Genomic DNA, 19,580 nt, shown 5'->3' with positions numbered 1-19,580 from the left:
GCTCGTACGCTGGCCGGATGCGTCACCACGATCTTGTCGTCATCGGTGCGGGATCCGGCAACGCCGTGGTCGACGACTCGTTCGCCGATCTGGACGTGGCCATCGTCGAGGAGCGCTGGTTCGGCGGCACCTGCCTCAACGCCGGATGCATCCCGAGCAAGATGCTCGCGTACACCGCGCAGGTCGCCCGGACCGTGCGGGAGGCCGGGGCGTACGACGTGGACGCCGAGCTGCGAGCGGTGCGATGGCGCCAGGTGCGCGACCGCGTCTTCGGGCGGCTGGACACCGAACGGGACAGCGGCCGTCAGGGGCGCGTGCAACAGGACTCGGTCACCGTGTACGAGGGCAAAGCCCGGTTCATCGGACCCAGGAGCCTTCGGATCGAGGGTGAGCACGGGACCGTCGACGTCAGCGCGGATCAGATCGTCGTCGCGGCGGGCAGCCGGCCCTCGATCCCCGGGCCTGTCGCGGAGGCGGGCCTGCCGTACGAGACCTCCGACACCATCATGCGGATCGACGCTCCGCCCCGGCGCCTGGCGATCCTCGGGGGCGGATACATCGCCGCGGAGCTGGCCGAGGTGTTCGGGGCGGCGGGTTGCTCGGTCACCATCGTGGAGCAGGAGGAACGCCTGCTCGGGCCGCAGGACGAGACCGTCGCGGAGCGGTTCACGGAACTGGTCCGCTCCCGCTACGACCTCAGGCTCGGCCGGGAGCTCACAGGAGTCGGGGGACGCCCGGGCGCGCTGCGGCTGAGCCTGGACGACGGATCGACGGTCGACGCGGACATGCTGCTCGTCGCGGTGGGCCGGGCCCCGAACAGCGACCGGCTGAATCTGGAAGCGGCCGGTATCGCCACGCACGACGACGGCCGGGTGCGCGTCGACCGACATCAGCGCACGACCGCGGAGGGCGTCTTCGCCCTGGGGGACATCTGCTCGCCGGTGCCCCTCAAGCACGTCGCCAACCGTGAGGCGAAGGTCGTCGCACACAACCTCCGCCATCCGGACGACCTCGTCGCCGCCGACCACGACCTGGTCCCCGCGGCGGTCTTCACCAACCCCCAGATCGCCTCGGTCGGCGCCACCGAGCAGGAATGCCGCGACAGGGGCCTGGACTACGTCGTGGGCCTGGCCGGTTACGGCGACGTCGCCTACGGCTGGGCGATGGAGGACACGACCGGATTCTGCAAGGTGCTCGCCGAGCCCGGCAGCGGGCGTCTTCTCGGCGCCCACCTGATGGGCGCCGAGGCGTCGACACTGATCCAGCCCCTCGTCCTGGCGGCGACACTCGGTATCGACGCCCGCACGCTCGCCGAGTCCCCGTACTGGATCCATCCCGCGCTCACCGAGGTCGTGGAGAACGCCCTCCTCGACCTCGGTCGATGAGCCCGGCCGCGCCGGGAGAGGTGCCCGGCGCGGCCGGGCGGGCACAAGCACCGGTTGTCTCCCTACGCCCGGGGTAGCCGCCCGACGGGGGCCCACCGGACCATGCGGAACCACAGGAGGCACTGTGACGGACGCGGACCCCTTCACCGACGTACTCGACGGCCCGATGTACGTGGTCACGGCCGCGTCCGGCGGAGAGCGGGCGGGCTGCCTGGTGGGCTTCGCCTCGCAGTGCTCCATCGACCCGCCGAGGTTCGCCGTGTGGCTGTCGGTCGCCAACCACACCTACCGCGTGGCGAGCGAGGCCGAGTACCTCACCGTGCACCTGCTGCACCGGGACGAGCGGGCGCTGGCGCAGCTCTTCGGAGAGGAGACCGGCGACCGGGTCGACAAGTTCGCGACGATCGGCTGGCGGCCGGGGGAGGGAGGCAGTCCGATCCTGGAGCAGGCGCCCACCTGGTTCACCGGCCGGATCGAGGGGCGCATCGAGGGTGGCGACCACGTGGGATTCCTCCTGGCGCCCGTGGCGGTGTGCCCGCCGATCGAGGGCCCGCCGCCCGTGCTGCTCCGATACCGGGAGCTACAGGACCTCGATCCGGGGCACCCGGCCTGACGTCCCGGACGATGGAGCACCGGTACCGCGGACGGTGCGGGGGACCGGCAGCGCGTGACCCGGCCGACGGGCGCGGGCCGCGCCCCGCCCGCCTCGCGGGGAACGGCCGCACGTTTGAGGACGATCGAAGCGGAAAGCCGCCCGATATGGTGCACATCGGGTACACGATGATGACCGAGCAGGCCGGACCCCGGGACCTGGTCGACCATGTGGTGGGGGCGGAGCGGGCAGGATTCGACTTCTCCGTCGTCTCCGACCACTCCTTCCCCTGGCTGGAGGCCCAAGGGCACGCGCCCTACGCGTGGAGCGTGCTGGGCGCCGCCGCGCAGGCTACCTCCCGGATCCCGCTCATGACGTACGTGACCTGCCCGACCTTCCGCTACCACCCCGCCGTGGTCGCCCAGAAGGCGGCCACGATGCAGCTCCTGTCCCAGGGGCGATTCCGGCTGGGCCTGGGCTCGGGCGAGAACCTCAACGAGCACATCGTCGGCGCCGGCTGGCCCGCCGCCCACGTCCGCCTGGACATGCTCGAGGAATCCGTGGGGATCATCCGTTCCCTGTTCGACGGCGGGTACGTCAGCCACCACGGCCTCCACTTCGACGTCGAGAACGCCAGGATCTGGGATCTCCCCGACGATCCGCCCCCGATCGGGATCGCCGTCTCCGGAGACCGCTCCTGCGAGGTCGCCGGCCGCCACGGCGACCTGCTCATCGCCACCGAGCCGAGGAAGGAGCTGGTGACGGCGTTCGGCGCGTCCGGAGGTTCCGGCAAACCGTGCGTGGGCCAGCTCCCGGTCTCCTACGGCCCCGACCGCGCAGCGGCGGTGGCCCGGGCGCACGACCAGTTCCGCTGGGCGCTCGGGGGCTGGAAGGTCAACGCCGAGCTCCCGGGCCCCGCGGCCTTCGACCAGGCCTCGCAGCACACCAGGCCCGAGGACGTCGCGGATGCGATCCCCTGCGGCGACGACGTGGATGCCTTCGTCGATGCGGTACGCCCCTACCGTGACGCCGGATTCACCGAGATCGCCCTGATCCAGATCGGCGGCGACCGACAAGAACCCTTCTTGAACTGGGCAGAGACGAAGCTTCTGCCGGCCCTGCGGGAGCTGTGAGGACCTGCGTGAGGACCCGGGGGCGATGGCCGCATCGGGTGAGATGCGAGGCCATTCGGCGGCGCGATCTCCTACGACGGTCGCTCGGGGGCATGTCTGGAGACGCGGCGCCGAGGTCCGGCGCCGCGTCGGCGGATCGTGGCGGAGGAGCAGAGTGACATCCCGGCCCCCTCGGCGCCGCCTCTGCGGGCAGTGGGTCCTCTCCGTCTGCGGCGCGCCCCAGGCGCGCCAGGACGGAGCGACCCGAGCGGGCCGCTCCTTCGAGGAATCCCTGGGATCCGGACGCTTCCGCGCGGCCTGCGCGCTGCTCGCTCCCGCGAGCCGTGAGCAGCTCCGAAGAGGACGAGGAACGGCCGTGCGAGCAGGCGTCGGCGTCGCGGGACCTGCCGCACGGCGGCGGTGTGCGGAGCGTGGACGTGTACGGCAGGCAGGCCCTGCTCCGTCTTCACGGCGAGCCCCTGTTCCTGTCGCTGTTCGACGCGGGCTGGCGGGTCACGGCCGCCGGCTGGCTACCCGAGCCGGGCGAACAGCCGTACCGCTGCACCCTGAAGGGGGCATGAGGGGCGCCGCCGCCTTCGACAACTTCGGCTCCGGCAACTGCAGGCGCCCGTCGTTTGGCACTCGTACCTCGCCTCCGCGGACTTCTGGAACCGCTCCCTGCAGAACTGGCAGTCGGAACTCCTGACCGTGGCGGCGATGGCCATCCTCTCCGTCTACCTGCGCCGGCGCGGCTCACCCGAATCCAAGCCTGTAGGGGCCTCGCACGAGGCCACCGGCATCGAGGGGTGACGTCGGCGACGGCAGAGCCGGTCCGGTAGGGCCGGAAGGCCAGGGTTCCGTGGGACCGCGGCTCTACGGCGCCGTGGGCCGGAGGGTCAGGGCACGGTTCTCATTCGTCCATCGGAAGGCCGACGCTCCCGGAGAGGTTCGTGCCCGAGCCGGTCTGTCCAGGCGAGCCGGCCTGTCCGGGAGTGATGCGGCCGCGCCATCCGCCGGTTTCCCGTCCTCGCTCCTCGATGAAGCCCTTGAACCTCCGAAGATCGCCCTTGACCCTGCGGTCGAGGATGCCCATCATGTCGCCCGCCCGCTCGGCCATGCCCTCCGGCTGGAAGTCCATGGCGAGGATCACCCGCGTGTGCCCCTCGTCGAGGCTCTGGAAGGTGACGACTCCCTTCTGCTTGGCGTCGCCGCCCACCGTCCGCCAGGAGATCCGTTCGTCCGGCAGCTGGTCGACGATCTCGGTGTCGAACTCACGCTCGACGCCACCGACCTTCGTCCTCCAGTGGCAGTGCTTGTCGTCGAGCTGGCGAACGTCTTCCACGCCCTCCATGAAGCTCGGGAACTCCTCGAACTGCGTCCACTGGTTGTACACGTGGTGCAGCGGTATGTCGACGTCGATCGATTCCTTCACCATGCTCACGAGAATTCTCCTCCGTGATCCGTGGGCTGTCTGCGGACAATTCGGCGCCTACCCGTCATGCAGGGTGATACTCGCGAAATCGGTCGCCCGTGAGGGGCGCAACGCCCTGCGGCCCGTGACAGCGGTGACCGGCGTAGGCTCGGAGCAGACCTCGAAAGGGATGGTCCGTATGTGCCGCTGGCTCGCGTACTCGGGTTCGCCCCTGTTGCTCGACGCCGTGCTCTACCGCCCTGAGCACTCTCTGATCAACCAGAGCCTCCACGCGCGGATGGGGGTCGAGTCGACCAACGGTGACGGTTTCGGAGTCGGTTGGTACGGCTCGGACGGCGACGGGACGCCGGCGGTCTTCCGCGATGTCGGACCGGCCTGGAACAACCGCAACTTGCGGGAGCTCGCGTCCCATGTCCGCTCTTCCCTGTTCTTCGCCCACGTCCGAGCCTCCACGGGCTCCGCGGTCCAGCAGACGAACTGCCATCCGTTTCGCCACGGTCGCTGGCTGTGGATGCACAACGGAGCCATCGCGGACTTTCCCCGGCTGCAGCGGGACCTGTGCATGGCCGTCGACCCGGTGCTCTTTCCCTCCATGGAGGGGTCGACGGACTCCGAGGTGATGTTCTACCTGGCCGTCACCTTCGGCCTCGACCAGGACGTCCCGGGAGCGGTCGCCCGCATGGCCGGCTTGGTCGAGCGCCTCGGCAAGAGTCACGGCGTCCCGGAACCTCTGCAGATGACGGTGGCCGTGAGTGACGGAGAGCGCGTATGGGCATTCCGCTACTCCAGTCAGGGCAGTGCCCGGTCGCTCTTCTACAGCAGCCGGGCCGAGACCGTGCGGCGCCTTCACCCCGAGCTGGACTACCTGCGGGAGATCTCCGACGAGACCCGCATCGTGGTCTCCGAGCCCCTGGGCGATCTGCCGGGGGTGTGGAACGAACTGCCCGAGGGCAGCTACGCGGTCATTCCTTCAGGCTCGGCCGCGGACTATGTTCCCTTCTCGCCGAGATGAACCGGGACGCCGGCCATCGCGTCCCGCGTCCCCCAGAGGTGTACGTCCCGCCTGACGGGGCAGCCGCCGGTGGAGCGCGCGCTCGAAAGCCGCCGTCCGGCCTTCCCCCCTTCCGGGCGGCGGCGCGGCGCCACGGGCGGCGTCAGCCCGGCTCTCTGCCCCGGCCGAACACCTCGTGACTCTCTTCCGGCCGCACACCTCGTGAACGGCGGGACGCCGAAGGACGGCTTCGGTCGGTGGTGGCCCCACCACGGCGAGATCCTGCGGTCCTCCCTCGCCGGACCGCGCTGGCGTCTGTGGACTCATCTCACTTGTGACGAAATGCCATAGGGGGCATCCGGGTGGCTTTCCTCTCGGATCGCAACGGCCGGCAGTGTTCACGTCGTCGTCATCTGCACGTTGCCCGACGACTGAGGAGACGCTCATGACCGAGTTCCAGGCGCTCACCACGGCTCCGCGCGCACTGTTGGACCTCGACCCGTACCGCTTCCCCGCCGTGTACCTCGACGACCGGCCCGGGGAGACGTCGGCGGCCTTCGGCACCATGGACCGCGACGACTGGCTCGAGCCGGATGCCGCGCCTTCAAGCGGCCTGTCCGACCGTCTCCAGCCGGTCGACCGCCGCCGGCTGGAGCTCCACGCCGCTCTCACCACGGCGGGGATCGCACCCCTGCCGGGCGACCTCGACGCCATCGAGGTGCTGTCCACCCTGGACGACACCACCCACAGTGCGCTCCGCCGATGGCTCGGCCGGTCTGGCACCCACTGACACATCACAAGAGTCGGCCGGTTGAATTCGCCATGCTCCGCCTCCCTGCTCAGGCCGCTTCCGGTCCGGGATAGTCAGCCACTTCGTCGGCTGAAACCGGGAACGAGGTACGTAGAGATGAATTCCTCTGTGCGGTCGGTACGGTGGCTGGCCTCCGTCTGCGACGACCCCGCCGTGTGTCTGAGCGAGTGGAGGCTGAGCGAACGGGGTGTGGTGCTCCTGCCGGCGGGGCGGCTCTGGGACGCCCTCGCCGTCCCGGAGGCACTGGGACACAGCCTGCTGAACGCGGTCGCCCGCTGCGGGCGTTCGACGACCGGCCCGGTGCTCCGCGACAGCAGGCGTCGGGAACTCCTGCTGTTGATGACTCCGGGCAGCCCGGTCACGAGGCCTGGGCGGGCGGCCCGGTACCTGACGACCGGCACCTGGCTGGCCGTCCCCGACCCAGGCCGGAGGGTCACCGGCCTCTCGTGGCTCGTACCACCCGATGGGCGGGGAACGCTGTTCTCCCCACACGAGGTCTATGCCGCACTCGAGCCACGGGCCGGAAGATGAATGAAGGAGCGAGAGAGGAGAGCGGCCGCGTACGCGAGGCTCGGGAGGGTTCACCGGCTGTGGACGTCCGCGACCCGGCTGAGAGCAGCCCGTCTCGAATGGTCTGTCGTGCTGCTCCGTCGCCTGGTCTGGGGGGCCAGCCACGATGTCTACCGACTGAGAGGGAGGCCGCCTGAGGCCTCGGAGCCGAAGGACCGGGAGGTGTAGCGCCTGGTGCCCGGTCGACGGCCGCGTCAGCCGGTCCCACCGGTGCAGGACCGAGTCCTGTGCCGGTGGGTTCAACGGTGCGGGGGGTGCCATTCGGCGAGGAGCAGGGTGGCGTCGTCGTGCAGGCGTTGGTCCTGGTGCACGAGGATCTGCTGGATGAGGCGCCGCAGGGCTTCGGGCGCGGGGAGGCCGTCGGTCAGGGCACGGACGACGGCGTCGGCCAGGCGTAGTTCGCCGAACAGCTCGCCGGCGGCGGAGCGTGCGTCGGTGACACCGTCGGTGAACAGCAGCAGTCGGTCGCCGGGCTGCAGGTGGGTGCTGTGGACGGGCGGGGGCGGCAGGTCATAGCCGGTCAGCCCGAGTGGTGGATGGGGGGTGCGGTCGAGTGCGCCGGTCACCACGCGGCGGTCACGGATCAGCAGCGGTGAAGGGTGGCCGCAGTTGATCCAGTCCAGTCGGCCGGTGGTGGTGTCGAGGTTCGCGATGACGCAGGTCAGCAGGCGCCCCGGGATCCACCGGTCCAAGGTGCGGTCGATCTCTACGGCGATGTCGTCGAGGCGGCCGCCTGCACGCCGGGCGGAGCGGCAGGCGGCCAGCGCCGTGGCGCTGCAGCCGCCGGACGCGAGGTCGTGGCCCATGGCGTCCAGAAGCGTCAGGTGCAGCACTTCTCCGGCCAGGCTGTGGTCGTACGCGTCCCCGCCCACCTCGTACGCGGGTTCCAGGACCGCGCTGGACGTCACCGCCGCGGTGCCGATGGTGCGCGGTGGCAGGAAGGCCCACAGCAGCTCGGCCTGCAGGCTCATCGGCCGGGTGCGCATGGTCTGGGCCAGGAGGTCGCTGTACGGCTGCTTCGCCGCCAGGATCATGGCGACCAGGTCGGCGAGGGCCTCGCACCGGTGCAGCAGGGAGGCATCGAGTTCCGGCGCGGTCACGCGCAGCGCCCCCACCCGGCCGATGCCGTCCACGACCGGGATCCATCCCGTCCGTTCGGAGTCGTCGGCGTCCGGACGGCTCAGCTGCACGGTTTCGGTGCGGTAGGCGCGTCCGGCGAGCGAGTTGTCGATGGGCAGTGTCTCCAGGTCCGTGGTCCCGCCGTCGGCGGTGGACCTTTGCGCCTGCTCGGAAGCCGGCAGCGCGACGAGATCGCGCTGCTGCAGGTCGGACACGTACACGCGGGCACCGGACAGCCCCAGCCGCCGGCCGGCGTCCTGTACGAGACCGGGGATCGCGCGGGGCGCGAGGCGGTGGGCCGAGGCCATCACGTCGGCAAGGACCGAGCCCAGAGTGTCGTTCTCCACCGGCACCAGCCTGCCTTTCGCCGCCGGTCACCGGGCCGACCCCGGTGACCTGCTCATCATGCGCCGGAACAGGACCGACCGCGGCGGGCGCCGCGCGCGACCGGGGCGCTTCCACGAGGCCGGCCCACGGAACAGCGCTCATGCGCGTGCCTCGTCCGGGGTGTCGGCGGGCGCGGCGACGCCCCGCGCCGTACGTCGCGCGGGGCGTCGTTCCACCGGCCTGCAGGGCCGGGTCGGCAGCCGTCAGCGGTGGCCGCGCAGCTTGGAGAGGAGGCGCTGCACCTGGGTGCGCCTGCGGGGGTCGGCGGCGGCCCGGCGGACGGACGCCGCCGCGCTACGGCCCTGGGGGCTGTGGGCGAATCGCTTGATACGGGTCAGCAGTGCGGTCATGGGAATCTCCTTGGATCGCCAGGGCGGGAGGTCTTGCGGGGGATCGCCTATCGGAAGAACGCGAGGTAGTAGTCGACGAGCCCCATCCGGTGCGGCCGCTCGTCGTCCCGGTCGTGGTCGGGGCCGGGTTCGAACGGCGGGGCCTTCTCGATCCGCTGCTTGGAACAGCCGATGTGGAGCCTCTCCGTGCCGGAGTCGACCGCGGTCACGACGCCCGCCGGAACGATGACGCGTCTGCCGGGGATCCAGGGAGCCGTGTCCACCACGACATGGGCCCGGCCGGCCGTGGGCTCGTGGGTGTCGACCGTGCCCGCGAACCCGTCCGTGGCCTCGACCCTGTACCCGGTCAGGTCGAGATGCGCCGCATGGGCCGCGGTCTCTCCGTAGGTCCAGATGTCGTGCGCCATGGATGCCTTCCTTCCGTCGAGGGTGAGTGCCACCGGGCTTCGTGCTCTGCCACTCCGTGTTGCCCGCCGTCGCCGTCCCACACCAACGGATCCGCCCGATCGCGAAGTTCTCCAGGGCGATCCGGCCTGCCCGCCTGTTTCCTGATGCCGGGACAGGGGATCGGGCCCGACCGGGCCTGGGGACGGCGGAATGATCCCCGGAGGGCCGGGTACGCGGACGCTGTCCAACCCGTATGGGAGGAGCAACCATGGGCCTGGGACTGTTCATCATCATGATCGCAGTCGGCGCCATTCTCACCTTCGCGTCCGACTGGGAGCTCGAAGCGGTCGACCTCGATCTGGTCGGCCTGATTCTCATGGCGGTCGGATTCCTCGGAACCGCCGTGTACACGAGCGTCCTTCGCCGCCGCCGGATGGTGGTCCCGCCCGTCGCGCCCACGGTCACCGACGACGACCGGCGTGACCTGCTCTGAGGAGGCCCGCGCGTTCGGTGCCGTGACGTGACGACGCACAACGACAGACGTGACGACGCACAACGACAGAGGAGTGACAGTGATGACCGATCACATCTGGTCCTACAGCACGGAGTCCGGCCACCTGGCGGGCATCGACCTCACCGGATGGCGGGTCGAGGCGGCCGACGGACACATCGGCAAGGTGGACAAGCACTCCGACGAGGTGGACGACGCCTATCTGGTCGTGGACACGGGAGCCTGGATCTTCGGGAAGGAGGTGCTGATCCCGGCGAGCGCCGTGACGCGCGTCGATCTTGAGAACTACACGATCCACCTCGCCCTGACCGAGCAACAGGTGAAGGACGCTCCCGAGTTCGTCTCCGACAAGCACCTCGCAGACCAGCAGTACCGCGAGGAGATCAGCCAACACTACCGCACCGGCGGCCCCTTCTCGGGCGGCACCGGGGCCATCTGACAAGCCCTGGCCGGGGTTTCCCCCAGGTCACACGACGGCGTGGGCCGGACGAGTCTCTGTCCGGCCCACGCCGTCGTACGTCCGTCGTGGTGCGGGGTCTGTCGCGCGACACCACGGGGGACACGAGGTGCCGCGCGTACGACGCACCAGGTTTACTGCAGGCGACTCCGGTGAGACGGCCCTCATGAGTGCTTCGGAGAAGAGTGGACAGAACCCGTTCCCCTGGACCGGGCCGTACGCGGTGCCGGACTATCCGGCCATGGCGGAGACGTACGGACCCGACACGGCGGAGGCGTACGGCCCCGCAACGTCGGAGGTCCACGCGGGCACGGGAGAGCTGCGTGCCCTCCCCGACCTCTTCCCCGAGAAGGGCCGTACGGCCGCGCAGGCGGTCCGCGGCGCCGGGAACACGCTCTGGACCGAAGGTCGTGCGCACAAGGCGGCGACGGCGGGTGCCGTCGCCGGCGCGGCGGCCGCACTCACCCTCGCGTACGCGATGGGCCGGCGGGCAGGGCGACGCCGCCTCGGACCGGTGGCCCTGTTCTTCGAACGCCGCTTCTGAGGAAGAGAGGCCCCCGGCCCTTCCCGGCGGCGCGTCCACCCCGTACCCCGTCCATCCGTCTCTTTCACCACCGTCCTTCGGAGGTAGATGCACATGCTCCCCCTGATACTTGTTCTCCTGCTCATCCTGCTGCTCTTCGGCGCCGGCTTCGCGATCAAGGCGCTCTGGTGGATCGCCGTGATCGTTCTCGTCCTGTGGCTGCTGGGCTTCGTGGCCCGACCGAAGGGCGGCACGGGCCGCTGGTACCGCTGGTAGGCGGTCTCCGTAGTCCACCGGCGGGATGGATCCACCCCCGCCATGAACGAGCCCGGCACGCTCCGAACGGAGCGTGCCGGGCTCGTCCGCGTGCTCGGACGGTCAGCGCCGCATCGCCCTCGGAACGCCATCCTGTGGCCCGTGGAACCCGGGCCGACGGCTTGTTCCGGCCGTCTGACGCGTCACCGCCCTCCTCTTGTCGATCACGGAGGGGTAGTGTCGTCATCATTGCCGTGCGGCAACGATCGTGGCCGGACTCGTCCTGGGGGAGCGGGCGTCCGGCCTGGTGACCGGGGTCGAACGGTCCGTAAGCGGAATCTTGTTGGCGAACGAGGATGGGGCATGTCTGAGACCACGACCGAAGGCTCCTCGACCCGGGTGCGGCCTGGGCCGGCCGCGGTGGGCGAGCCCGAGCTTCGACAGCTCCTGGCGGGACTCACGGCGGTGCGGGACGGTGACTTCGGTACCCGTCTGCCCGACGGGGCGGATGGCCTGATGGGCGAGATCTCCACGGTGTTCAACGGGATGATCGACCAGCTCTCCCTGTTCACCTCAGAGGTGACGCGGGTCGCCCGCGAGGTCGGCACGGAGGGGACACTGGGCGGGCAGGCCGTGGTGCCCGGCGTCTCCGGGACCTGGGCAGACCTCACCGACTCGGTGAACGCGATGGCCGGCAACCTCACCACACAGGTCCGGGACATCGCCCAGGTGGCCACCGCGGTCGCCAGGGGAGACCTCTCCCAGAAGATCGACGTGGACGCGCACGGCGAGATCCTGGAGCTCAAGAACACCATCAACACGATGGTCGACCAGCTCTCCTCCTTCGCCGACGAGGTCACGCGTATGGCCCGAGACGTGGGCACGGAGGGCATTCTCGGCGGGCAGGCCGACGTGAAGGGCGCTTCAGGCACCTGGCGCGATCTGACCGATTCCGTCAACTCCATGGCGGGGAACCTCACCGCTCAGGTGAGGGCGATCGCCCATGTCGCGACCGCGGTCGCCAACGGCGATCTGTCGAAGAAGGTCGACGTCGACGCCCGCGGCGAGATCCTGGAGCTGAAGACGACCATCAACACGATGGTCGACCAGCTGTCGGCCTTCGCCGACGAGGTGACCCGCGTCGCCCGCGAGGTGGGCACCGAGGGCAACCTCGGTGGGCAGGCCACGGTCCGGGGTGCCTCGGGTACGTGGAAGGACCTGACGGACAACGTCAACGTGATGGCGTCCAACCTCACCGGGCAGGTGCGTTCGATCGCCCAGGTCGCCAACTCCGTGGCACGCGGTGACCTCTCCCGGCGGATCACCGTGGAGGCCAAGGGCGAGGTCGCCGCGCTCGCCGACACCATCAACACCATGGTGGACACGCTGTCGGCCTTCGCCGACGAGGTGACCCGCGTCGCCCGCGAGGTGGGCACCGAGGGCCGGCTCGGTGGCCAGGCCCGGGTGCCGAACGTGGCCGGCACCTGGAAGGACCTCACCGACAACGTCAACTCCATGGCGAACAACCTGACCGGTCAGGTCCGGAACATCGCCCAGGTCACCACGGCCGTCGCCAACGGCGACCTCTCCAGGAAGATCGACGTCGACGCCCGCGGCGAGATCCTCGAACTCAAGACGACCATCAACACGATGGTCGACCAGCTGTCGGCCTTCGCCGCCGAGGTCACCCGCGTCGCCCGTGAGGTCGGCAGCGAGGGCCGGCTCGGGGGACAGGCCGAGGTCGAGGGCGTCTCGGGGACCTGGAAGCGGCTGACCGAGAACGTCAACGAGCTGGCCGGCAACCTCACCCGCCAGGTTCGCGCCATCGCCGAGGTCGCCAGCGCCGTGGCCGAGGGCGACCTGACCCGCTCGATCACCGTCGAGGCCTCGGGCGAGGTGGCCGAACTCAAGGACAACATCAACGCGATGGTCGGCTCGCTGCGCGAGACGACGCGGGCCAATCAGGAACAGGACTGGCTGAAGTCCAGCCTGGCCCGGATCTCCGCACTGATGCAGGGCCACCGGGATCTGGCCGTCGTCGCGGATCTCGTCATGGACGAGCTGACCCCCCTCGTCGCCGCTCAGTACGGCGCGTTCTACCTGGCCGAGGAAGGAGCGGGCGGCGTCGAACTCGGCCTCGTCGGCTCCTACGGGCGACCCTCCGAAGACCAGTGGCGCGACCGGTTCCGGCTGGGGGAGTCGCTCGTGGGACAGGCCGCCCGCGGGCGCCGCACCATCGCCGCCGAGAACGTCCCCGCCGACTACGTCACGATCTCCTCGGGACTCGGCAGCACGGCCCGGGGCAGTCTCGTGGTGCTGCCGGTCGTCGTCGAGGACCAGGTGCTCGGCGTCATCGAGCTCATGTCCTTCAGCCCCTTCACCTCCGTGCACAGGGACTTCCTGGAGCAGCTCATGGAGACGGTGGGGGTCAATCTCAGCACCATCGTCGCCAACGCCCGAACCGACGAACTCCTCGACGAGTCCCAGAGGCTGGCAGGCGAACTCCGCTCGCGCACCGAGGAACTCCAGGTGCAGCAGGAGGAGCTCCAGCGCTCCAACGCCGAGCTGGAGGAGAAGGCGGCCCTGCTCGTCACTCAGAATCGCGACATCGAGGCCAAGAACCTCCAGATCGAGCAGGCCCGGCAGGAGCTCGAAGACCGCGCCCAGCAACTCGCGTTGGCCTCGACGTACAAGTCCGAGTTCCTGGCGAACATGAGCCACGAACTGCGTACCCCGCTCAACAGCCTCCTGATCCTGGCTCAGTTGCTGGCCCAGAACCCGACCCGCAACCTCACGGCCAAGCAGGTCGAGTACGCCGGCATCATCCACTCCGCCGGATCCGACCTGCTGCAGCTGATCAACGACATCCTCGACCTGTCCAAGGTGGAGGCCGGGAAGATGGACCTCAACCCGGAGCGCGTGCCCCTGCGCAGGCTCTTCGACTATGTCGAGGCGACCTTCCGTCCCCTCACCTCGCAGAAGAGCCTCGCGTTCTCGGTCGCCACGGCCGCCGGTGTCCCCGTCGACCTGGTCACCGACGACTCGCGGCTCCGGCAGGTGCTGCGGAACCTGCTGTCGAACGCCGTCAAGTTCACCGAGCACGGCAGCGTCGAACTCCGTATCGAACCGGCATCGGACAACGAGCTCCCCGTGTCCGTCCAGCGGGGCGGCCCCGTCGTCGCCTTCCGCGTGACGGACACCGGCATCGGCATCGCCCCCGAGAACCTGGAGGCCATCTTCGGCGCCTTCCAGCAGGCCGACGGGACGACCAACCGGAAGTACGGGGGCACCGGGCTGGGCCTCTCCATCAGTCGCGAGATCGCGTATCTGCTCGGCGGTGCCCTCACGGTCACCAGCGTGGTCGGCGAAGGCAGCACCTTCACCCTCTACCTGCCCGTCACCCGTACCGACTTCACGGAGACGCCCGACCCCGCCGCCCGGCCGGTGGAGGCCACCGCTGTCCGGGCACCGGACCGGGGTGCCCCTCTCGCTCTGCCCGCCGGGCCCGGCGCGGCGACGGCCCGGCCGACACGGCGCCTCCTCGTGATCGAGGAGCGCCCGCGCGGACTCCTCGCCGTCGTCGCCGAGAACGCGGTCGCGCAACTCTCCGCCGACGGAGGGCACGCCGAACGGGCGGACATCGAACTGATCGCGGTCGTCGGTCCCCAGGAGGCGGCCACCGCGCTCGCCACCCAGCCGTTCCACTGCGTCGTGCTCGATGTCGACATGGCGGACGGCGACGCGCTGCGCTTCCTCGACGCCATGGACGGCGACGAGGCGTTGCGTACGGTCCCGGTCCTCGCCCACAACAACCGCAGGCTTCTCGCCGACGACGAGAGCACCCTGCAGGAACTCGCCCGCCGCCGCCCGCTGGAGCTCCTCTCCAGCCTCGACGAACTGCGCGAGCGGATCGCTCTGCACCTGTCCGCCGAGCAGCCTGGTGACGTCGTGCCCCTGGTCCGCGGGGACCACTGGGCCCCGGCACCCCAGGCCATCGACACCACGCTGCACGGCCGGACCGTCCTCGTGGTCGACGACGACGCCCGCAACCTCTACGCCCTCAGCGGCATCCTGGAGCTGCACGGCGTCACGGTGCTGCATGCCGAGAACGGCCGGAAGGGCATCGAGACGCTCCTGGCGAACCCGGCCGTGTCACTCGTCCTGATGGACGTGATGATGCCGGAGATGGACGGCTACACGGCGACGGCACGGATCAGGCAGCTGTCGCAGTACGCGGAACTGCCGGTGATCGCGGTCACCGCCAAGGCGATGCCGGGCGACCGCGAGAAGAGCCTCGCATCGGGCGCCAGCGATTACGTGACCAAGCCCGTCGACGCCGACGAGCTCATCGCCTGCGTCGGCCGCTGGCTGAACGATGGGTAGTCCTCTGACCGTCGCCGTCGCCGTAGGGCCGTCCGGCGCACCGAGGCGAACCCCGCGCCGTTCCGGCGCACCATGTCCCCGTCCGTGCGGCGGCCGCGAGGCCGCCCTGACCCAGGAGTCGCCGTGAGTGGCCCCCGCTTCCGGGACGGAGACCCGCCCGCCGGGCTTCCTCGGGACGGTGTTCTTCCGACACCCGAGACGCCCGCCGGCGTCACGGGTCTCCCGCCCGCCGACAGTGAACGCCCCCCGACGCGGGACGACTGCGCCGATGGCCGGCTCGCCGCCACGGTGGAGCGGCTGCGCGGCGAGGTGCGCGCCGCGCATGCGGCGGCCGAGGGGCGCGCCCTGATCGAACTCGCCAAGGGAGTCCTCGTCGAGCGCCTGGGCTGCGGCCCCGCCCAGGCGGCGCGGCAGCTCGCCGAGCTCGCCGACAGGGCCGGGCTCTCCCGATTGGAGCTGGCCGCGGAGATCATCAACCAGGCGGCCCGCGACCGGGTCGCCGAGGTCGCGGGCGAGTTCGTGAGAACGACCATAGGCGAGTCCGGCACCGCCGGGCCCGCCGACTCGGTCGCCGTGCGTCTGCGTACGGCGGAGAGCGCCGCGCTCGGCGCCGGCGACACCCAGGCCGTCGCCGATTCGCTGCTGGCGCATGCCCTCGAACCCCTGGGCGCCGTCGCCGTGGCGATCTGGACCACCGGCCAGGACGCGTCGCTCAGCCTGCGCGGCCACGCCGGGTTCGGAGCCGACGAGGCGGCCCGCTGGCACTACGTACCGCCGGGGGTGACCACCGCTGCCCGAGAGGCGCTGACCGGCCGTCGCACCGTCTGGTACCCCTCCCTGGCCGCCGCGGGCATCCCCTCGATCGGACGGGCGCGCCACCCCGACGGCGGGCGGGTCGTCGTCCCCGCCGGGACCGGCGGCCGCATCCACGGCGTCCTGGAGATCTGCTGGGCCCGCCCTCTGGACCCCCAGCCGCAGGCCGTGGAACGCCAGATCGAGGCCCTCGCGGAACTCTGTGCCCACACCCTGGAGGCGCTGCCCGAGCAGGCGGCCCCGGCGCACTCCCTCGTCCCCGTCGGTGACGGATCACCGGAGCTGGCCGAACTGTCCGACGGGCTCTACGACCCGGCCCTCGTCCTGACCCCCCACCTGGACGAGGCGGGGAGGCTCGCCGACTTCCGTATCCGGCACGCCAACGCGCACTTCCAGGACCCGGCGGGCCGGCCCCGCGGCGCCGTCGACGGGGCGCTGCTCCTGGAGGCGTACCCCGCGACGGCCGGCGAGAGCGAACTCTTCGAACGGATCGAGCGGGTCTATGCCACGGGTGAGCCCTTCCGTGCCCGCCGCACCCGGCTCACCGCCCTGGTGGACCAGGTGCCGCTCACCTCGCTCGCCGACATCAGCATCAGCCGGCACGGAGGGAGCGTCCTCCTCATCTGGCGCGTCGAGGACGAATCGGCGCGCGTGGCCAGCCTGTTGCAGCACGCCCAGCGTCTCGGCCGGGTGGGCGCCTTCGAGGAGGACGCCCTCACCGGAGAGATCACCTGGCACGGCCAGCTCTTCGAGCTCTTCGGCCGGCGGCCGACGGAGGCGCCGGTCTCCCTGCGCGACCTGGCCGGCCATGCGCACCCCGACGACCACGGCACCATCCGGCACTTCCTCCAGACGGTGCTGCACCAGAGGCAGGTGGGCTCCGCGGCCTTCCGCATGCTGCGGCGCGACGGGGTCACGCGTCACATCCGGGTGACCGCCGAACCAGCCCTGGGAGTCGACGGCGACCTCGAGACCGTCCGGGGCGCCTACCAGGACATCTCGTCGCAGCACTGGACCGAGGTCGCCCTCACGGCCACCCGTGACCAGCTGGCCGCCACGGAGGAGGCGGCCGAGGAACGCAACAGGCTCACCCTCCAGCTCCAGCACGCCATCATGCCGCCGGTCAAACCGCCGCTCGACGCGCCGGCCCTCGACGTCGCCGTGCGCTACCGCCCGGCCGAGACCGAGTCCCTGGTCGGCGGCGACTGGTACGACGCCGTCGTGCTGCCGTCCAAGAAGGTGCTCCTGTGCGTCGGGGACGTCGCGGGCCACGGAGTGGAGGCCGCCACCGGGATGGTGGTCCTCCGCAACGCCCTCCGGGGTCTCGCCGTCACGGGCGCCGGGCCGGGTCAGCTTCTGTCCTGGCTCAACAGCGTCGCCCACCACCTCACCGCCCACGTCACGGCCACCGCCGTCTGCGGGATCTTCGACCCCGGGACCCGCACGTTGCGATGGGCCCGGGCGGGTCATCTACCGCCGGTGCTGGTCCGGGGCAACGAGGCGGCCGACATGCCGCTCCTGCGGGGACTGCTGCTGGGGGCGCTCGCCGAAGCCGAGTACGAGGAGGCGGAGCTCCGGCTCGAACCCGACGACATCGTGCTGATGTACACCGACGGTCTCGTCGAACGGCGGGACACCCCCGTCCAGGACTCCGTAGCCCAGCTGCTCGCCGTCGCCCAGCTGCCGTCCGACAGCCTCGAACAGCGGCTTGACCAGATGCTGGCGCGCAGCAAGTCGGACACCGACGACGACACGTGCGTGGTCGGTGTCCAGGTGTTCTGATCGCCGACCGTCCGTCCGACGACCTTCCCCCCACCTGGAAAGCAGGGAACATGCCCGAGCGAGAATCGAACCTGGATGTCGACGTCGAGATCCGCGACGCCCGCACAGCTGTGCTGTCCGTGGGGGGTGAGTTGGACATGGAGACAGCCGGCCGGCTCGACGGCCACCTGGCGGAACAGCTCAGCCAGGGTCGGCACCATCTGGTCCTCGACCTGTCCGCGCTCGACTTCATGGACTCGTCCGGCCTGAACGTTCTGATCAGGTCGCTCCACAGGGCCCGGGAGGCCGGTGGAGACCTGTATCTCGCCGCGCCGAACTCGGCGGTGCGACGCATCCTGGAGATCACCGGGGTGACGACGACGATCCCGCCGCACGACCGCGTGGCGGAGGCGTTGGCCGCGGCCGACGGCGGGAGATAGCGGAAGGGGGTTCGGTTCCCGGGCGCGGGAACCGGGTCCAGGGAGGAAGGAAGAGGGAGACCGTGTACGAGATCGCCGACGTCGAGCAGGCGCTCCGCCGGGCAGCTCCGCACCGGTTGGTGAGCGTCGTCGAGGACGCCCTCCGGGAGCGCTGCGACGCCCTGCGGGTGGAACTCCGCCTGGCCGACTACGGCTTGCGGACGCTCCAGCTCGTCGAGCGCACCCCCGGGGCGGATCTGTCGGTGCCGATCCACGACAGTCCCCAGGGACGCGCTTTCGATTCCCAGGAGCCGTATGCCGTCCAGGGGCCGGCGTCGGTCCTGCTCCACCTGCCCGTCACCGTCCGCGGTGACCGGCTGGGCGTCCTCACCGCCGAACTGCCTCCGGGAACCGACCCCCGCCCCCTGTTCCCCGGACTCGCCCAGGTCTGCGATGCCCTCGGCCATGAGATCCTGGTGGCCGAGCGTGACACGGACCTGTACGTCCTGGCGCGGCGGGCGACGCGGCTCACGCTCGCGGCGGAGATGCAGTGGCAGCTCCTGCCCGGCCGTTCGTGCGCCCGCCCCGAGTTCGCCCTCGCCGCTCATCTCGAACCCGCCTACGCGATCTTCGGCGACAACTACGACTGGTCGGTCTCCGACGGCCGTCTGACCCTCACCGTCACCAACGGCATGGGAGAGGGCATCGAGGCCGCCCTGCTGACGAACCTCGCGATCAACGCGCTCCGCAACGCCCGGCGGGCCGGTCTCGCCCTCGTGGACCAGGCTGCGCTGGCCGATCAGGCCGTGTACGCACAGTACCGGGGAGGCGCCTTCGTGTCGGTGCTCCTCCTGAGTTTCGACCTGACCACGGGCGAGGTGGAGGCCGTGGACGCCGGTTCGCCCCGGGTCTGGCGGCTCCGGGGCCATTCGGTCGAGTCCATCGACTTCGAGGCGCAGTTGCCCCTCGGCATGTTCGAGGACACCGTCTACGTCCCCGAGCGGTTCACGGTGCAGCCGGGGGACCGCCTGCTGTTCGGCAGCGACGGCGTGTACGCCGCCGTCTCGCCGGCCGGGGAGAGTTACGGCGACCGGGCGCTGGCCCGCGCACTCAGAGGGACGCGTCTGCTGCCGCCCACGCACGTCCCGCAGGCGATGCTCCGGGAGTTGACCGCCCACCACGGCGGCGGCTTGTTGGAGGACGACGCCCTCGTCGTCTGTCTCGACTGGTGCGGCGCCGCGTCAACAGTTGCCGTGTGACAACTGTATCCTTGGGGCAATGCCAGGCGTGTGCCCGGTAGGACACATCATGGGACGACCAGG

At 70.8% G+C, this 19,580-nt stretch carries 19 protein-coding genes and 1 pseudogene; 16 read left to right on the top strand and 4 right to left on the bottom strand.

Translation table 11 applies throughout. The features are described 5' to 3' along the window. Positions 1 to 17: 17 nt before the first annotated feature. From IF00_RS0117565 to IF00_RS43805, 5 genes and pseudogenes are all read left to right on the top strand, one after another. The gene (locus IF00_RS0117565) at positions 18 to 1,385 is read left to right on the top strand and encodes a mycothione reductase (protein ID WP_030319105.1); all 1,368 of its coding nucleotides are present in this window, start codon (positions 18 to 20) and stop codon (positions 1,383 to 1,385) included. Positions 1,386 to 1,509: 124 nt separating this feature from the next. Further along, entirely contained in the window at positions 1,510 to 1,998 is a 489-nt protein-coding gene (locus IF00_RS0117560; protein ID WP_030319104.1) for a flavin reductase family protein, read from the top strand. 146 nt (positions 1,999 to 2,144) lie between these two features. Continuing rightward, a complete protein-coding gene (locus IF00_RS0117555; RefSeq protein ID WP_030319102.1) occupies positions 2,145 to 3,110 on the top strand; it encodes an LLM class F420-dependent oxidoreductase in 966 nt (321 codons plus the stop codon). 323 nt (positions 3,111 to 3,433) lie between these two features. After that, the gene (locus tag IF00_RS41315) at positions 3,434 to 3,670 is read left to right on the top strand and encodes a hypothetical protein (protein WP_051820348.1); all 237 of its coding nucleotides are present in this window, start codon (positions 3,434 to 3,436) and stop codon (positions 3,668 to 3,670) included. 13 nt (positions 3,671 to 3,683) lie between these two features. Then, positions 3,684 to 3,899: pseudogene (locus IF00_RS43805) on the top strand (DUF6766 family protein); the annotation flags it as partial. A gap of 100 nt (positions 3,900 to 3,999) precedes the next feature. Here the strand turns inward: IF00_RS43805 and IF00_RS0117545 are convergent. Beyond that, the gene (locus tag IF00_RS0117545) at positions 4,000 to 4,530 is read right to left on the bottom strand and encodes an SRPBCC family protein (RefSeq protein WP_051820346.1); all 531 of its coding nucleotides are present in this window, start codon (positions 4,528 to 4,530) and stop codon (positions 4,000 to 4,002) included. Positions 4,531 to 4,699: 169 nt separating this feature from the next. Between IF00_RS0117545 and IF00_RS0117540 the strand changes: the two genes are divergently transcribed. The 3 genes from IF00_RS0117540 to IF00_RS45050 all read left to right on the top strand — a co-directional run bounded on the left by IF00_RS0117540 (position 4,700) and on the right by IF00_RS45050 (position 6,854). Continuing rightward, the gene (locus tag IF00_RS0117540; RefSeq protein ID WP_030319099.1) at positions 4,700 to 5,533 is read left to right on the top strand and encodes a class II glutamine amidotransferase; all 834 of its coding nucleotides are present in this window, start codon (positions 4,700 to 4,702) and stop codon (positions 5,531 to 5,533) included. Between the two features lie 424 nt (positions 5,534 to 5,957). Further along, positions 5,958 to 6,302, top strand: coding sequence for a hypothetical protein (locus tag IF00_RS0117535; protein ID WP_030319098.1), 345 nt, complete (start codon positions 5,958 to 5,960; stop codon positions 6,300 to 6,302). A 117-nt stretch (positions 6,303 to 6,419) separates the two neighbouring features. Further along, positions 6,420 to 6,854: a hypothetical protein gene (locus IF00_RS45050; protein ID WP_037638437.1), complete on the top strand. Its 435-nt coding sequence runs from the start codon at positions 6,420 to 6,422 to the stop codon at positions 6,852 to 6,854. A gap of 278 nt (positions 6,855 to 7,132) precedes the next feature. Here the strand turns inward: IF00_RS45050 and IF00_RS0117520 are convergent, their stop codons facing one another. From IF00_RS0117520 to IF00_RS0117510, 3 genes are all read right to left on the bottom strand, one after another. Then, entirely contained in the window at positions 7,133 to 8,359 is a 1,227-nt protein-coding gene (locus IF00_RS0117520) for a PP2C family protein-serine/threonine phosphatase (protein WP_245234550.1), read from the bottom strand. 243 nt (positions 8,360 to 8,602) lie between these two features. After that, on the bottom strand, positions 8,603 to 8,749 hold the full coding sequence (locus IF00_RS46135; RefSeq protein ID WP_167346867.1) for a hypothetical protein: 147 nt from the start codon (positions 8,747 to 8,749) through the stop codon (positions 8,603 to 8,605). Between the two features lie 47 nt (positions 8,750 to 8,796). Further along, entirely contained in the window at positions 8,797 to 9,156 is a 360-nt protein-coding gene (locus tag IF00_RS0117510; RefSeq protein ID WP_030319091.1) for a hypothetical protein, read from the bottom strand. A 248-nt stretch (positions 9,157 to 9,404) separates the two neighbouring features. Here IF00_RS0117510 and IF00_RS0117505 point away from each other — a divergent pair, with 248 nt between their 5' ends. The 8 genes from IF00_RS0117505 (at position 9,405) to IF00_RS0117470 (ending at position 19,517) form a co-directional block, all read left to right on the top strand. After that, positions 9,405 to 9,629, top strand: coding sequence for a DUF6458 family protein (locus IF00_RS0117505; RefSeq protein WP_030319089.1), 225 nt, complete (start codon positions 9,405 to 9,407; stop codon positions 9,627 to 9,629). 82 nt (positions 9,630 to 9,711) lie between these two features. Next, entirely contained in the window at positions 9,712 to 10,086 is a 375-nt protein-coding gene (locus IF00_RS0117500; protein WP_030319085.1) for a ribosome maturation factor RimM, read from the top strand. A gap of 184 nt (positions 10,087 to 10,270) precedes the next feature. Next, positions 10,271 to 10,648 (top strand): hypothetical protein, encoded by a 378-nt coding sequence (locus IF00_RS0117495; RefSeq protein ID WP_158710476.1) that lies wholly within the window; start codon positions 10,271 to 10,273, stop codon positions 10,646 to 10,648. Between the two features lie 93 nt (positions 10,649 to 10,741). Further along, the gene (locus IF00_RS0117490; protein ID WP_030319080.1) at positions 10,742 to 10,903 is read left to right on the top strand and encodes a DUF5670 family protein; all 162 of its coding nucleotides are present in this window, start codon (positions 10,742 to 10,744) and stop codon (positions 10,901 to 10,903) included. Between the two features lie 342 nt (positions 10,904 to 11,245). Further along, positions 11,246 to 15,265, top strand: a complete 4,020-nt coding sequence (locus IF00_RS0117485; RefSeq protein ID WP_030319078.1) for a HAMP domain-containing protein — start codon at positions 11,246 to 11,248, stop codon at positions 15,263 to 15,265. 72 nt (positions 15,266 to 15,337) lie between these two features. After that, complete coding sequence (locus tag IF00_RS0117480) at positions 15,338 to 17,860, top strand: SpoIIE family protein phosphatase (RefSeq protein WP_388311321.1); 2,523 nt, start codon at positions 15,338 to 15,340, stop codon at positions 17,858 to 17,860. Between the two features lie 50 nt (positions 17,861 to 17,910). After that, complete coding sequence (locus tag IF00_RS0117475) at positions 17,911 to 18,279, top strand: STAS domain-containing protein (protein WP_030319075.1); 369 nt, start codon at positions 17,911 to 17,913, stop codon at positions 18,277 to 18,279. Positions 18,280 to 18,341: 62 nt separating this feature from the next. Then, positions 18,342 to 19,517 (top strand): PP2C family protein-serine/threonine phosphatase, encoded by a 1,176-nt coding sequence (locus IF00_RS0117470; RefSeq protein ID WP_030319073.1) that lies wholly within the window; start codon positions 18,342 to 18,344, stop codon positions 19,515 to 19,517. The last annotated feature ends 63 nt before the right edge of the window (positions 19,518 to 19,580 follow it).

Source organism: Streptomyces flavochromogenes, from assembly GCF_000717595.1.
GTDB lineage: Bacteria > Actinomycetota > Actinomycetes > Streptomycetales > Streptomycetaceae > Streptomyces > Streptomyces flavochromogenes.
The sequence above is the reverse complement of the archived record's forward strand: the minus strand, read 5'-3'. Positions and strand labels throughout refer to the sequence as shown.

Excerpts from the sequence above, each read along its gene's own strand:
- IF00_RS0117565 (WP_030319105.1), top strand. The coding sequence starts at position 18 with ATGCGTCACCACGATCTTGTCGTCATCGGTGCGGGATCCGGCAACGCC.
- IF00_RS0117555 (WP_030319102.1), top strand. The coding sequence starts at position 2,145 with ATGGTGCACATCGGGTACACGATGATGACCGAGCAGGCCGGACCCCGG.
- IF00_RS0117540 (WP_030319099.1), top strand. The coding sequence starts at position 4,700 with ATGTGCCGCTGGCTCGCGTACTCGGGTTCGCCCCTGTTGCTCGACGCC.
- IF00_RS0117535 (WP_030319098.1), top strand. The coding sequence starts at position 5,958 with ATGACCGAGTTCCAGGCGCTCACCACGGCTCCGCGCGCACTGTTGGAC.
- IF00_RS45050 (WP_037638437.1), top strand. The coding sequence starts at position 6,420 with ATGAATTCCTCTGTGCGGTCGGTACGGTGGCTGGCCTCCGTCTGCGAC.
- IF00_RS46135 (WP_167346867.1), bottom strand. The coding sequence starts at position 8,749 with ATGACCGCACTGCTGACCCGTATCAAGCGATTCGCCCACAGCCCCCAG.
- IF00_RS0117510 (WP_030319091.1), bottom strand. The coding sequence starts at position 9,156 with ATGGCGCACGACATCTGGACCTACGGAGAGACCGCGGCCCATGCGGCG.
- IF00_RS0117505 (WP_030319089.1), top strand. The coding sequence starts at position 9,405 with ATGGGCCTGGGACTGTTCATCATCATGATCGCAGTCGGCGCCATTCTC.
- IF00_RS0117500 (WP_030319085.1), top strand. The coding sequence starts at position 9,712 with ATGACCGATCACATCTGGTCCTACAGCACGGAGTCCGGCCACCTGGCG.
- IF00_RS0117495 (WP_158710476.1), top strand. The coding sequence starts at position 10,271 with ATGAGTGCTTCGGAGAAGAGTGGACAGAACCCGTTCCCCTGGACCGGG.
- IF00_RS0117490 (WP_030319080.1), top strand. The coding sequence starts at position 10,742 with ATGCTCCCCCTGATACTTGTTCTCCTGCTCATCCTGCTGCTCTTCGGC.
- IF00_RS0117485 (WP_030319078.1), top strand. The coding sequence starts at position 11,246 with ATGTCTGAGACCACGACCGAAGGCTCCTCGACCCGGGTGCGGCCTGGG.
- IF00_RS0117480 (WP_388311321.1), top strand. The coding sequence starts at position 15,338 with ATGTCCCCGTCCGTGCGGCGGCCGCGAGGCCGCCCTGACCCAGGAGTC.
- IF00_RS0117475 (WP_030319075.1), top strand. The coding sequence starts at position 17,911 with ATGCCCGAGCGAGAATCGAACCTGGATGTCGACGTCGAGATCCGCGAC.